This is a genomic window from Xanthomonas sp. NCPPB 1826 (genome assembly GCF_056725285.1).
Genome location: NZ_CM161521.1, coordinates 3,182,569 through 3,196,497 on the forward strand (window position 1 = coordinate 3,182,569; position 13,929 = coordinate 3,196,497).

The 13,929-nt window shown below is 64.0% G+C and carries 10 protein-coding genes and 1 tRNA gene; 1 reads left to right on the forward strand and 10 read right to left on the reverse strand.

From position 1 onward, the window contains the following. The first annotated feature begins 19 nt into the window (after nucleotides 1–19). Nucleotides 20–1,066 (forward strand): DUF2272 domain-containing protein, encoded by a 1,047-nt coding sequence (locus AC1PLA_RS13445; RefSeq protein WP_104569831.1) that lies wholly within the window; start codon nucleotides 20–22, stop codon nucleotides 1,064–1,066. 224 nt (nucleotides 1,067–1,290) lie between these two features. Here the strand turns inward: AC1PLA_RS13445 and pnp are convergent, their stop codons facing one another. The 10 genes from pnp to AC1PLA_RS13495 form a co-directional block, all read right to left on the reverse strand. After that, complete coding sequence (gene pnp, locus AC1PLA_RS13450) at nucleotides 1,291–3,405, reverse strand: polyribonucleotide nucleotidyltransferase (protein WP_039526507.1); 2,115 nt, start codon at nucleotides 3,403–3,405, stop codon at nucleotides 1,291–1,293. 169 nt (nucleotides 3,406–3,574) lie between these two features. After that, nucleotides 3,575–3,835 (reverse strand): 30S ribosomal protein S15, encoded by a 261-nt coding sequence (gene rpsO, locus AC1PLA_RS13455; protein WP_003485583.1) that lies wholly within the window; start codon nucleotides 3,833–3,835, stop codon nucleotides 3,575–3,577. 157 nt (nucleotides 3,836–3,992) lie between these two features. Continuing rightward, entirely contained in the window at nucleotides 3,993–4,919 is a 927-nt protein-coding gene (gene truB / locus AC1PLA_RS13460) for a tRNA pseudouridine(55) synthase TruB (RefSeq protein WP_481104733.1), read from the reverse strand. 76 nt (nucleotides 4,920–4,995) lie between these two features. Next, entirely contained in the window at nucleotides 4,996–5,388 is a 393-nt protein-coding gene (rbfA, locus tag AC1PLA_RS13465; protein WP_024937968.1) for a 30S ribosome-binding factor RbfA, read from the reverse strand. A 141-nt stretch (nucleotides 5,389–5,529) separates the two neighbouring features. Further along, the gene (gene infB, locus AC1PLA_RS13470) at nucleotides 5,530–8,238 is read right to left on the reverse strand and encodes a translation initiation factor IF-2 (protein WP_039522179.1); all 2,709 of its coding nucleotides are present in this window, start codon (nucleotides 8,236–8,238) and stop codon (nucleotides 5,530–5,532) included. A 95-nt stretch (nucleotides 8,239–8,333) separates the two neighbouring features. After that, entirely contained in the window at nucleotides 8,334–9,845 is a 1,512-nt protein-coding gene (gene nusA / locus AC1PLA_RS13475) for a transcription termination factor NusA (protein ID WP_016903006.1), read from the reverse strand. Between the two features lie 4 nt (nucleotides 9,846–9,849). Then, nucleotides 9,850–10,440, reverse strand: coding sequence for a ribosome maturation factor RimP (gene rimP / locus AC1PLA_RS13480; RefSeq protein ID WP_024937971.1), 591 nt, complete (start codon nucleotides 10,438–10,440; stop codon nucleotides 9,850–9,852). A 210-nt stretch (nucleotides 10,441–10,650) separates the two neighbouring features. Beyond that, nucleotides 10,651–10,727 (reverse strand) — tRNA-Met (locus AC1PLA_RS13485). A 202-nt stretch (nucleotides 10,728–10,929) separates the two neighbouring features. Next, complete coding sequence (nuoN, locus tag AC1PLA_RS13490; RefSeq protein WP_039523046.1) at nucleotides 10,930–12,390, reverse strand: NADH-quinone oxidoreductase subunit NuoN; 1,461 nt, start codon at nucleotides 12,388–12,390, stop codon at nucleotides 10,930–10,932. A 36-nt stretch (nucleotides 12,391–12,426) separates the two neighbouring features. Next, a complete protein-coding gene (locus AC1PLA_RS13495; protein ID WP_039522180.1) occupies nucleotides 12,427–13,929 on the reverse strand; it encodes an NADH-quinone oxidoreductase subunit M in 1,503 nt (500 codons plus the stop codon).

Sequence of the window (13,929 nt, forward strand, 5' to 3'; positions counted from 1 at the left end):
GTTCTGTGCAGGATCTGCGATGACTGTAAAACCTTGGCCGTGGCTCTGTCTGGTGTTGGCCGCATGGGGCGGCACCGCGGCCGCCGCGGAAGTCTGCGATGTACCGCCACGCTTCGGCACCAGCCCTGCAGCAATCGCCATCGTGCGCAGTGCCTGCAACGAGCATCGCCTGTGGCAGCACCCGTTTATCGATGCCAAGGGCCGTCTGGCCAGCCTGGGCGTGACCGAGGCCGAATCGGGCTATCTGGCCGACCACGGCGTGGTCGCCTGGCAACGCGTGGCCGGCTACTGGCGCGACAGCGGCACGCTGGCATCGATGGGCGGCCGCCCCGGCGCATCGAGTTGCGCGGCACTGGATGGCACGCGCTACACCGCCAGCGATTGCCGCGCGTTCCTGATCGACAACCCGTGGTCGGCCGCCTTCATCTCGTGGGTGATGACGCAGGCCGGACTGAGCGGTTTCCATCGCTCTGCACGCCATCTGGATTACATCCGCAGCGCCTACAACGATGGCGCCAGCGGCCCGTACCAGTTCACCGACCCGGCGGTGGAAAAGCCCGCCCCCGGCGATCTGCTGTGCCTGCTGCGCGGGCGTAGCGCCGCGCTCGGCTACGCCGGCCTCAAGGCCGGGCTTGGCGGCAGCGCGCCGATGCCGTGGCAATCGCATTGCGACGTGGTGATTGCCGCCAACGTCGGTGGCGATCGCACCCTGTATTTGATCGGCGGCAATGTGTTCAACACGGTGATGATGCGCAAGATGCCGCTGGACCGCGCCGGCCGCGTGGTGTTGCCGACGCCGCAATCCGACGGCAGCCAGGACCAGAGCGAAGACGGTCTGGGCATCGCCAGCGAATGCACGCCGGCACACGAAGAACTCTGCGATTTCAATCGACGCGACTGGGCGGCCCTGTTGAAGCTGCGCCCGGATGCGGTGATGACGGCGCCACCACCGGTCGAACCGCTGCCTTCGCCAACCACCTTACCCACCACGATGCCGCCGGGTTTCCCGCGCGTGGTGCCGCCACGCCCGGAAACACAGCCCGCGCCGACACAGCAGCCGGGGTAAGCAAGGATCAAAGCCCCTCTTCCGTCGGGAGAGGGGTTGGGGTGAGGGTGCGGCGGCGAAGCCCTGGCCATCGTTCAACCACACGAGGCTTCGCCCGTTCTCTCATCCGCCCCTGCGGAAAACCTTCTCCCGCAGAAGAAGGATCAAGTCGGGCGCCCTTGTCGAACACCCAACAAAAAAGCGGGCCGAGGCCCGCTTTTTCGTGACGCATCAACCAGCGGCGATTACTCGGCCGACGGCGGAACGCCCTCGCCTTCTTCCACTGCCTTGATCGACAGACGGATACGGCCCTGCTTGTCCACTTCCAGCACCTTGACGCGGACCAGATCGCCTTCCTTCAGCTTGTCGCCGACCTTTTCCACGCGCTCGCTGGAGATCTGCGATACGTGCACCAGGCCGTCCTTGCCCGGCAGGATGGTGACGAACGCACCGAAGTCCATGATCTTGGCGACCTTGCCTTCGTAGATGCGGCCCGGCTCCACGTCCGAGGTGATCTGCTCGATGCGCGACTTCGCAGCTTGCGCAGCAATGGCGTTGACCGAAGCGATGATGATCGTGCCGTCGTCCTGGATGTCGATCTGCGTACCGGTTTCCTTGGTGATGGCCTGGATGGTCGAGCCACCCTTGCCGATCACTTCACGGATCTTGTCCGGGTGGATCTTGATGGTCAGCAAGCGCGGCGCGTAATCGCTCAGTTCCTGACGCGGGGTGGTCAGCGCATGCGCCATCTCGCCGAGGATGTGCAGACGGCCGGCCTTGGCCTGCTGCAACGCCTGCTTCATGATCTCTTCGGTGATGCCTTCGATCTTGATGTCCATCTGCAACGCGGACACGCCTTCGGCAGTGCCGGCCACCTTGAAGTCCATGTCGCCGAGGTGATCTTCGTCACCCAGGATGTCCGACAGCACGACGAAGTCGTTGCCTTCCTTGACCAGACCCATCGCGATACCCGCGACCGGCGCCTTGATCGGCACACCGGCGTCCATCAGCGCCAGCGAGCTGCCGCAGACCGATGCCATCGAGGACGAACCGTTGGACTCGGTGATTTCCGAGACCACACGGATGGTGTACGGGAATTCTTCCAGGCTCGGCATCACTGCCAGCACGCCGCGCTTGGCCAGACGGCCGTGGCCGATCTCGCGACGCTTCGGCGCGCCGAAACGACCGCACTCGCCCACCGAGTAAGGAGGGAAGTTGTAATGGAACAGGAAGTTCTCTTTGTACTCGCCCGAGACGGCGTCGATGACCTGACCGTCGCGTGCAGTGCCGAGCGTGGTGATCACGATCGCCTGGGTCTCGCCGCGGGTGAACAGCGCCGAGCCATGGGTACGCGGCAGCACGCCAGCCTTGGCGCTGATCGGACGCACGGTATCCAGTGCACGGCCGTCGATGCGCACCTTGGTGCTCAGCACCGAGCCGCGCATGGTCTGGTATTCCAGCTCGCCGAATTCCTTGGACAGGTCACCGGCAGCCCAGCCTTCAATCGTGGCGCGCGGTGCCAGCGCACCCAGCACGTCCTTCTTGATCGCCGAAATTGCGTCGCGGCGCTGCAGCTTGTCACGCACCTGGAAGGCCGACGCGAGCTGCTCGCCCACCGCTTCCTTCAGCGCAGCGATCATGCCGTCATTCTTGGCCGGGGCCACCCAGTCGGACGGCTTGGTGCCGGCTTCGACGGTCAGCTCGTTGATGATGTTGATGACCTTCTGCATCTCGCGATGGCCGAACGTCACCGCGCCCAGCATCACTTCTTCCGACAGCAGCTCGGCTTCGGACTCGACCATCAGCACCGCATTGGCGGTACCGGCCACGACCAGCTCCAGCTGCGAATCCTTCAGCTCGGTCACGGTCGGGTTGAGGATGTATTCGCCATTCTTGTAACCGACCTTCGCCGCAGCGATCGGGCCGTTGAACGGGGTGCCGGCCAGCGACAGCGCGGCCGATGCGCCGATCAGCGCGGCGATATCGCCGTCGATGTCCGGGTTCATCGACATCACGGTGGCGATGATCTGCACTTCGTTCTTGTAGTCCTCCGGGAACAGCGGACGGATCGGACGATCGATCAGGCGCGAGATCAACGTTTCCTTCTCGGTCGCACGTCCTTCGCGCTTGAAGAAGCCGCCCGGGATGCGGCCGCCGGCGTAGAACTTCTCCTGATAATCAACCGTCAGAGGAAAGAAGTCCTGCCCTTCGCGCGCGCTCTTGGCGGCGACGGCGGTGACCAGCAGTACGGTGTCGTCGAACTTGACGATGACGGCGCCGCCTGCCTGGCGAGCGATTTCGCCCGTCTCCAGGGTGACGGTGTGCTTGCCGTACTGGAAGGTTTTGGTGATTTTTGCCACGGAGGTTTTTTCCCTTAGGTGTTGCTGTCTTCGTTGGACCGTCGTCGACCCATGCCGAGAACGGGCGGCCGGGAGGCTCCGGCCCATGAACTACATGCTGCAGATAACGTGATGCGAATGACCAAAACAAAGCCGCGGCGCATCGCTGCGCCGCGGCGGTATGACTCGATTAGCGGCGCAGGCCGAGCTTCTCGATCAAGGACTTGTAACGCTCGTTGTCCTTCTTCTTCAGGTAGTCGAGCAGGCTGCGGCGACGGTTGACCATCTGCAGCAGGCCACGACGGCTGTGGTGATCCTTCTTGTGGGTCTTGAAGTGACCGGTCAGCAGCTCGATGCGCGCGGTCAGCAGGGCGACCTGCACTTCCGGCGAACCGGTGTCCTGGGCGCTGCGCTTGTTGTCTTCAATAACTTTCTGGGTGTCGACGGACATGATGTTTACTCGATAGATGCGTGGTCGGCAGGAACGTGCATGACGCACCGCCGGACTCGCCGTTTGCTAGGGATGAGCGCGCTTGGCGCTGGATGTGCCCCGATCGGGGCCGCAAAATTGTAACGTCGTGCGGGCCCGGGAACAAGTTGACTAAACCTTAACAAGCCACTGCTTCGTTCAGTCCATTGAACAATCGCTGCGGCGACAAACGCCCCTCCGCGTCCACCAGGCCTAGCCCTGAGGGGATCCCGTCGGGTCCGAACACGGCCACCTGGCCGGTCGGAAATGCGGGATCACGCAGGCGCTGGCCCATGCGAAAACGCGCCGCATGCGCCGCATCGAGCACGATCCGCGCAAAATCGGCCAGTCCGGCCTCGATCGGCAGCAACAGCTCTTGCGCGTCGGTGCCCGCTTCCAGGGCTGCCGACAGCGCTTCCAGCGTGATCATCTGCGGCGCGCGAAACGGCTCCACCCAGAGCCGGCGCAGCGAGGCGATATGCGCACCGCAGCCAAGCACCTCGCCCAGATCGCGCGCCAAGCTGCGGATGTAGGTGCCCGAGCCGCAGGTCACGCGCAACTGCAGCCGCGGCGCGGCGTAACCGAGCATATCAATCGCATGCACGTCGACCTCGCGCACCGGTGCCTCGATCACCTCGCCCCGGCGTGCCTTGGCGTACAGCGGCTCGCCGCCCTGCTTGAGCGCGGAATAGATCGGGGCCTGTTGGCGGATGCGCCCGATGAAGGGTGTCAGCGCTGCACGCAGCGCGCCTTCGTCCAGTACCGGCACGGCACGCTCGCGCAACACCTGACCATCGGCATCGTCGGTATCGGTGGTGACACCCAGCACGATCTCGGCGTCATAGGCCTTGGCCGAACCGAGCAGCAGGCCGGCAATCTTGGTGGCCTCGCCCAGACACAGCGGCAGCAAGCCGGTGGCCAGCGGATCCAGGCTGCCGGTGTGGCCGCCCTTTTCGGCACGCAACAAACGGCGCGCGGACTGCAAGGCCGTGTTGGAGCTGACTCCAGCCGGCTTGTCGAGCAACAGGATGCCGTGCAACGGGCGATAGACGATACGGGGTTTCAACAGATCGGTGCTCGAATCGGGCACTATGCGCGCCCGTTGAAATCAGGGCCGCTGATCGACAGGCGGCCGGCAGCGCTCAGCGCTGCTCGGCGTCCTCGTCGCTAGACGCGGCCTCGGGGCCGACATCGTCCAGATCACGCAGCAGGTTGTCGATGCGCTCGCCGCGGTCGACCGAGTCGTCGTAATGGAAATGCAGTTCGGGCACGTGGCGCAGCTTCATCGCGCGCGCCAGCTGCGTGCGCAACTGACCGGCGATTTCCTTGAGCCCCTTGACCGCTTCGGCCGAACGCTCCTGCTGCAGCGCGGTGACGAACACCTTGGCATGTGCCAGGTCGCGACTGATTTCGACGTCGGAAACGCTGACCGACGGCAGGCCGTGGTCACGCACGGCCGCGTGCACGATCGTGCCGAGGTCACGACGCACCTGCGCCGACACGCGGTCCGTGCGATGGAATGATTTGGTTGGCATGGTCATGGACCTGGTTGATTCGGAGGGCCAGTTGGCACCGAAGCCAAAAACGGACGCGGGCGGCCATGCCGCCCTCGCCTTGCAGAACTCGCGTTGCAACTCCGCCTGGCGGAGTCCGGGGCCCGCAGGCCCCGGCAGCCATTACAGCGTACGGGCGACTTCGATACGCTCGAAGCACTCGATTTGATCGCCGGCCTTGACGTCGTTGTAGGCCTTCACGCCGATACCGCACTCGGTACCGTTGCGCACTTCCTCGACGTTTTCCTTGAAGCGACGCAGCGACTCCAGCTCGCCCTCGAACACCACGACGCTGTCGCGGAGCACACGGATCGGCTTGCTGCGCTTCACCACGCCTTCGATGATCATGCAGCCTGCAACCGCGCCGAACTTGGAACTGCGGAACACGTCGCGGACCTGCGCGATACCAATGATCTCTTCGCGGATTTCCACGCCGAGCAGACCGGAGGCCACCTGCTTCACCTGGTCGATCACGTCATAGATGATCGAGAAGTAACGCAGATCGATGCCGTTGGACTCGACGATCTTGCGGGCCGAAGCATCGGCACGCACGTTGAAGCCGATCACGGTGGCCTTGGAGGCCGCTGCCGAATTCGCATCGGATTCGGTGATGCCGCCCACGCCGGAGTGGATCACGTTGATGCGGATGTCGTCGTTGGACAACGCCACCAGCGACTGCTTGAGCGCTTCCACCGAGCCCTGCACGTCGGCCTTGATCACCAGGTTCAGCACCTGCTGGCCTTCACCCTTGCCCATCTGGGCCAGGATGTCTTCCATACGGTTGCTGGCCGAGGCCACCAGGCGCGACTCGCGACGCTTGGTTTCGCGCTGCTGCGCCACGTCCTTGGCCAGACGCTCGTCGTCGACGACCACGAAGTCGTCGCCGGCTTCCGGCACGCCGGACAGGCCGAGCACCTGCACCGGGATCGACGGGCCGGCCGAGGCCGGCTGGTGGCCGGTCTCGTCGAACAGCGCACGCACGCGGCCGTACTGGATGCCGCACACCAGGTAATCGCCACGCTTCAGCGCGCCCTGCTGCACCAGCACCGTGGCCACCGGGCCGCGGCCCTTGTCCAGCGAGGATTCGATCACGGTACCGCTGGCGCGGCCTTCGGCCACTGCCTTGAGTTCCAGCACTTCGGCCTGCAGCGAGATCGCGTCCAGCAGCGTGTCCACACCGGTACCGACCTTGGCCGACACTTCGATGAACTGGGTATCGCCGCCGAACTCTTCGGCCACCACGTTTTCGGCCAGCAATTCGTTCTTGACCCGCAGCGGATCGGCGCCGGCCTTGTCGATCTTATTCACCGCCACGATCAACGGAACGCCTGCCGCCTTGGCATGCGCCACCGCTTCCTTGGTCTGCGGCATCACGCCGTCATCGGCTGCAACCACCAGCACCACGATGTCGGTGATCTTGGCGCCACGGGCACGCATCGAGGTAAACGCGGCATGGCCGGGCGTATCCAGGAAGCTGATGACGCCACGGCCGGTTTCGACGTGGTAAGCACCGATGTGCTGGGTGATGCCACCGGCTTCGCCGGAGGCGATCTTGGTGCGACGGATGTAATCCAGCAGCGAGGTCTTGCCGTGATCGACGTGACCCATGATGGTCACCACCGGCGGACGCGGCGTGGCATCGCCCTGCGCATCCTCGGCATGCGCCAGCAGCGCATCCTCGAAGTCGGCATTGTCGGCACGCACGGCCTTGTGGCCGAGTTCTTCGGTCACCAGCGCGGCGGTGTCATGGTCGATGCTCTGGGTAATGGTCGCCATGACGCCCATCTTGAACAGCGCCTTGACCACGTCGCCGCCCTTGAGCGCGAGCTTCTGCGCCAGGTCGGCCACGGTGATGGTCTCGCCGATCGCCACTTCGCGCACCACCGGTGCGGTCGGACGCTCGAACCCGTGCGGACCGCTATTGCCCTGGTTGCCGCCACGGCCGTTATCGTTGCCACGACGCGAGGACGACGAACCCGGACGACCGGTCGGCTTGCCGCGCACGTTGGAACGGCGCGCACGATCGGCCGCGGACAGATGCAACTGCCCGGCAAAACGCTTGGTCGCATCGTCGTCTTCGACACCGGCCACCATGACGTGAGAACCGCGCGTCTTGTGCTTGGCCGCATTGGAGCGGTCGTCTGGACGCGCCGGCGTGGCCGGACGCGATGCCGGCGATGCGCCAGCCGGACGGGCCGGACGCGGCGCAGACGGCGACGACGGCGCGCGTGCGGCAGGTGCTGCAGGCGGTGCGGGTGCGGCAGCCACCGGCGCCGGCGCACTGGCAGCCGCAGCGGCTTCCTCGGCAGCCTTGCGCTCGGCTTCGGCGCGGTCGCGCGCAGCCTGTTCCTCTTCGCGCTTGCGCTGGATCGCTTCGTCGCGCACGCGGTCGCTTTCGGCCAGCGCCTGCTGTTCGTCGAGATTGCGCTGACGCGAAGCGGCGAGCTTGGCCAGGATGTCGGCGCGCTCTTCGTCCGGCGTCATCGGCGCAGGACGGCCGCCGCCTTCGTTTTCGGACTTCACGTAGGTACGCTTCTGCCGCACTTCCACGTTGACCGTGGTCTTGGTGCGGCCGGCGCTGACCGTGACTTCCTGCAGCTTGCGCCGGTTGAGGGTGATCTTCTTGGCTGCTTCGCTCGCCGCTTCGGCAGGCGTCTCGGCCTTGCCATGCGTGCGACGCAGGAAGCCAAGCAGTTTCATCTTCTCGGTGCTGGTCACGACCTGGTCGGGACCGCTGAACTTCATTCCGGCCTCGGCCAGTTGAACCAGCAGTTTATCGACCGGCGTATTGACCAGTTCGGCAAGCTTGCGGATGGTGGTTTGCTGCGACATTCGGATCCTATGATCTGGTTGGCGCCCCCTCGCCCAGAGCAAGGGAAACGCTGATTCTAAGCCCTGATGGGGTCAGGGCGCGGTTCATTGCCGGCTCATTCGCCGCGCTCCAAACGGGCGATCTCCTCGGCGCGGGCCGCCAGGATCAGCGCCGCGGCGCGCTCCTGGGTCAGACCCTCGATGCCGAAGTCGACGATCTCGTCCGCTGCCAGGTCGGACAAGTCCTCGCTGGTGCGCACGCCGTGCTCGGCCAGAGCAAAGGCCGTTTCCTCGTCCATCCCCTCCAGCGCCAGCAGGTCCTCGGTGGGCTGAGTTCCTTCCAGGCCTTCTTCTTCTGCCAGCGCAGCGTTGAGCAACGCATCGCGGGCACGGGCGCGCAACTCTTCGACGATGTCTTCGTCGAAGCCTTCCACCGCCAGCAACTCGCCGACCGGCACGTAGGCGATTTCTTCGACCGTATTGAAGCCTTCGGTCACCAGGATCGCTGCGATTTCTTCGTCCACTTCCAGGCGATCCATGAACAACTGGCGTGCGGAGGTCTGCTCGGCTTCGGACTTGGCGGCAACCTGGTCGGCGGTCATCACGTTGAGCTGCCAACCGGTCAGGCGGCTGGCCAGACGCACGTTCTGGCCACCCTTGCCGATCGCCTGGGCCAGGCGGTCTTCCGCCACGGCCAGATCCATCGAGTGCTTGTCTTCATCGACGATGATCGACTGCACTTCGGCCGGCGCCATCGCATTGATGACGAAGTTGGCCGGGTTCTCGTTCCACAGCACGATGTCCACGCGCTCGCCATTGAGCTCGTTGGACACCGCCTGCACGCGCGAACCACGCATGCCGATGCACGCGCCGATCGGATCGGTGCGAGTGTCGTGCGCGATCACCGCGATCTTGGCGCGGTCGCCCGGATCGCGCGCGCAGGCCTTGATCTCGACCAGGCCCTGGCCCACTTCCGGCACTTCGAGCTTGAACAGCTCGATCATGAATTCCGGCGCGGCGCGGCTGATGAACAGCTGCGGGCCACGTGGCTCGGAACGCACTTCGGCCAGATAGCCGCGCACGCGGTCGCCCGGGCGCAGCACGTCGCGCGGAATGCCCTTGTCCTTGGGAATGAAGGCTTCGGCATTGCCGCCCAGATCGACAAAGATGTTGCCGCGCTCGGCGCGCTTGACCACACCGGTGATCAACTCGCCAACGCGATCCTTCCAGGCATCGACCACCTGCTGACGCTCGGCCTCGCGCACACGCTGCACGATTACCTGCTTGGCAGCCTGCGCCGCGATACGGCCGAAGTCCGGGTTTTCAATCTGTTCTTCGATGTAGTCGCCCACATCCACGCCGTCGGCTTCGTCGACGGCATCCATCAGACGCACCTGGCGATCCGGAGATTCCATCACGACATCGTCGGCAACCACTTCCCAACGACGATAGGTTTCGTAGTTACCGTCCTTGTGGTCGATGGTCACGCGCGTCAGCACGTCCTGGTCGGGATAGCGCTTCTTCGCTGCGGAGGCCAGCGCGGCCTCGATCGCATCGAAGATCACTTCGCGCGGCACGCCCTTTTCGTTGGCCACCGCATCCACTACCAGCAAAAGTTCCTTGCTCATTTCGTCACTCCGCGCGCGGCTTGCCAGCCGCCGACTCGTTGGATGGTTTCTTCTTGTCGTGCCCGGGTTTTTTCGGGCCGGGCTTGTTCGGTTTTTGCGGGGCCAGGCCCAGGGCGACCCAATCCGGCAGGATGCGCGCCTTGTCGATGTTGTCGAAGCCGATCTGCACGTCCTTGCCGTCGACGGCGAACACCACCGCGTCCGCCTCGGAGTCGATCCGCACGATCTGCCCCTGGAAGCGGCGTCGACCATCCTGCGCCAGCTTCAGCACGATCTTGGCGGACTCGCCAACGTGACGGCCGAACTGCTCCAGCGTGAACAACGGACGGTCCACACCCGGCGAGGACACCTCGAGCGTGTAGTTGCCGGTGATGGGGTCTTCGACGTCGAGCTGGGCCGAGACTTCGCGGCTTACACGCTCGCAGTCGTCGACGTTGATGACACGCTCGGGCTGTTCGGCCAGCGGCACATCGATGTACAGGCGCAATGTGGCGCCACCTGGAGCGGGAAGATATTCCACACCCAGCAGTTCCAAGCCCAAGGACTCAACCGTTGGACTCAGCAGATTCGCGATTTCGGTCGCTTTTTCGCTCACAGACTGCCCTGATCAGATGATTGCCAGTAGAACCCCGGCAACCGGCAGCAAACTTTCCGGTTCCGGAAAAAACAAGGGGCCCGATGGGCCCCTTGCGTGAAAAAAGCCCGACCTCTCAGGGTCGGCGCAAAGACGGGAACATGCGTCTTTGCGATCCAAGAAACTGAAGTACTGCCCTAAGGCATTGCATTAAAGCAGTACTTCAAAACTTGGTAGCGGGGGCAGGATTTGAACCTGCGACCTTCGGGTTATGAGCCCGACGAGCTGCCAGACTGCTCCACCCCGCAGCAGAAGCGGAATTATGAAGAACTTGAGCGGCAATTGCAAGCCCTAGTTTTTCATCGATTGAAAACCCTGGGGGTCTTCAACGTCGCGGCAAATGATAACCGCATTGCAACAAAAACGAAACAGCAATCACGACTTTATTTCAGTTCCCCCTCGACGGCGCGCGTAGCGCACGCGCCGCGAGGTCATGCAAGGACGCGTGACTCAGGCGAGGCCTGCAAATGCACGCTGGCACCACACCATGATCGGGCTCCAGGCCAGGCCCAGCGCAAGCAATGCCAGCGCGTTGACGCCAAGCACGGTACCCAGCACACGATCGTTGTTGGCCGGCAGCGGCTCGCCCACCGGCTCATCGAAGTACATGACCTTGATGACGCGCAGATAGTAGAAGGCGCCGATCACTGCGCAGAGCACACCGACCAGGGCCAGCCACAGCATGTCGCCTTTCACCGCGGCGCCGAGCACCGCCAACTTGGTCCAGAAACCCAGGAACGGCGGAATACCCGCAAGCGAGGCCATGATGCACAGCACCAGGCCGGCCATCCACGGATTGCGTGCGTTGAGTCCCTTGAAGTCGTCGATGTTCTCGGCTTCGAAGCCGTTGCGCGACAACGCGATGATCGCGCCGAACGCGGCGGTCGACATGATGGTGTAGCTCACCGCGTAAAACATCGCCGCGGCATAGCCTTCCTCGCCACCGCCGGCCACGCCCATCAACAAGAAGCCGATGTGCGAGACGGTCGAGTACGCCAGCATGCGCTTGAGGTTGCTCTGCGCAATCGCCATCAGGTTGCCGATCACCAGCGACACCGCGGACAGGCCGCCAATCAACAGATGCCACTGCGGCGACAGCGGACCCATGCCGACCTCGAGCAGGCGATACGCCATACCGAAGGCAGCGAGCTTGGGCGCGGAGCTGATGAACAGGGCAATCGGAGCCGGCGCGCCCTGGTACACATCAGGCAACCACATGTGGAACGGCGCGGCACCCAGCTTGAAGGCCACGCCCGCGATCATGAAGATGGTGCCGGTCAGCAGCAGCGTGCGCTCGTTGGAGCCTTCGATTGCGTCGTGGATGCCGCTCAGGCTCAACGTCCCGGTGGCGCCGTAGACCAGCGACATGCCGTACAGCAGCAGACCCGAGGCCAGCGAACCGAGCACGAAGTACTTCATCGCCGCTTCGGTGGCCAGTCCGTTGTCGCGATTGGAGGCAACCAATGCGTACGAGCACAGCGCGAGCAGTTCCAGGCCCAGGTACACCATCAACAGGCTGCCGGCCGAGGTCAGCAGCATCATGCCGGCGGTGGCGAACAACACCAGCACCGGGATCTCGCCCTGATAGAGATTGCGTTCGCGCAGGTAGGTCCAGCCGTAGACCAGGCTCAGCCCGCTGACCAGCACGATCACCGTCTTCATCACGTCGGCCGCTGTGTCGCGCACGAACATGCCGTGGAAGATCTCGCCCTGCCCGCCCGTACCGGTCGCCAATAGCGCGAACACCACCGCAAGCACGGCGACGGAGAACAGGTGGGTCCAGACCTTGTTCCGCTGGCTCACGAACAGGTCGAGCATCAGCAGTGCAAAGGCGCCGCCGATCAGCACCAGCTCCGGAACAAGCGGAGCCAGGTCAGCGGTGGTCAACGGCGCGAGCGTTGGCGTGGTCATCATCAAATCCTGGAAATCAAAACGTACGGCAAGCTGTTACAGCTTGGACGCGGCAATCTGGGTAGCCAGCTTGGCGATCGATGGTTCCATCAGATCGGTCAGCGGCTTCGGATACAGGCCCAGGGCCAGCACGCCAACGGCGAACACCCCCAGCACGAACGCCTCACGGCCATTGATGTCCTTCAGCTCGGCCACATGGGCATTGGCCACTTCGCCGAAGAACACGCGCTTGTACAGCCACAGCGTATAAGCGGCGGTGATCACCAGCGTGGTGGCGGCGGCGAAAGCGACCAGCGGGTGCTTCTGGAAGCTGGCCAGAATCACCATGAACTCGCCGACGAAACCACTGGTACCCGGCAGGCCGGCATTGGCCATGAAAAACAGCATGGAGAACGTCGCAAACCACGGCATCACGTTGACCACGCCGCCGTAATCGGCGATGCGGCGGGTATGCATGCGGTCGTACAGCACGCCGATGCAGGAGAACATCGCACCGGACACGAAGCCGTGCGAAATCATCTGCACCATCGCACCCTGCAGGCCCAGACGGGCGGCGTCGGTGCTGCCGTACTCACGTACCAGGGTGAAGGCGATGAAGGTGCCAAGGGTGACAAAGCCCATGTGCGCGATGGACGAATACGCCACCAGCTTCTTCATGTCGTCCTGCACCAGGGCGACCAGACCGACGTAGATCACCGCGATCAGCGACAGCGTGATCACCAGCCAGGCGAACTCGTGGCTTGCATCCGGCACGATCGGCAGGTTGAAGCGCAGGAAGCCGTAGCCACCGATCTTCAACGCGATCGCAGCCAGGATCACCGAACCGGCGGTCGGCGCTTCGACGTGCGCGTCCGGCAGCCAGGTGTGCACCGGGAACATCGGCACCTTGACCGCAAACGCGATCAGGAAGGCGAAGAAGATCCAAGTCTGTTCCTTGGCGGTCAGCTGCAGCGCGTAGAGATCGGCCAGCTGGAAGCTGCCTCCCTTGAGGTACAGGTAGACCAGGCCCACCAGCATCAGCACCGAGCCGAGGAAGGTGTACAGGAAGAACTTCATCGCTGCGTAGATGCGCCGCGGACCGCCCCAGACGCCGATGATCAGGAACATGGGGATCAGCATGGCTTCGAAGAAGACATAGAACAGCATCGCGTCGGTCGCGGCAAAGATGCCGACCGTGACGCCTTCCAGAATCAGGAAGGCGGCGACGTACTGATTGACGCGCTTGTCGATCGAGCGCCAGGCACCGATCAGCGCCAGCACCGTCACCAGCGTGGTCAGCACGATCAACGCGACCGCGATGCCGTCCACGCCCAGGTTGTAGCCGATGTTGTAAGCCGGGATCCAGGCATGCAGTTCGATGAACTGCATGGCGTCATTGGCGGTGTCGTAGCCCAGCAGCGGCAGACTCAGCACAAAGGTCGCCACCGCCACCGCCAGCGATGCCCAGCGGGCAGTCTCGGCGTTGCGCAACGCAAGGATCAAGGCGCCACCGATAATCGGCAGCCAGATCAAGATAGACAGTAAAGGCCAGTTCGACAC

What these genes read in the sequence shown, in the direction of transcription:
- nuoN (WP_039523046.1), bottom strand. Translation starts at nt 12,390, where the DNA reads ATGACCACGCCAACGCTCGCGCCGTTGACCACCGCTGACCTGGCTCCG.
- AC1PLA_RS13445 (WP_104569831.1), top strand. Translation starts at nt 20, where the DNA reads ATGACTGTAAAACCTTGGCCGTGGCTCTGTCTGGTGTTGGCCGCATGG.
- rbfA (WP_024937968.1), bottom strand. Translation starts at nt 5,388, where the DNA reads ATGCCAACCAAATCATTCCATCGCACGGACCGCGTGTCGGCGCAGGTG.
- nusA (WP_016903006.1), bottom strand. Translation starts at nt 9,845, where the DNA reads ATGAGCAAGGAACTTTTGCTGGTAGTGGATGCGGTGGCCAACGAAAAG.
- infB (WP_039522179.1), bottom strand. Translation starts at nt 8,238, where the DNA reads ATGTCGCAGCAAACCACCATCCGCAAGCTTGCCGAACTGGTCAATACG.
- rpsO (WP_003485583.1), bottom strand. Translation starts at nt 3,835, where the DNA reads ATGTCCGTCGACACCCAGAAAGTTATTGAAGACAACAAGCGCAGCGCC.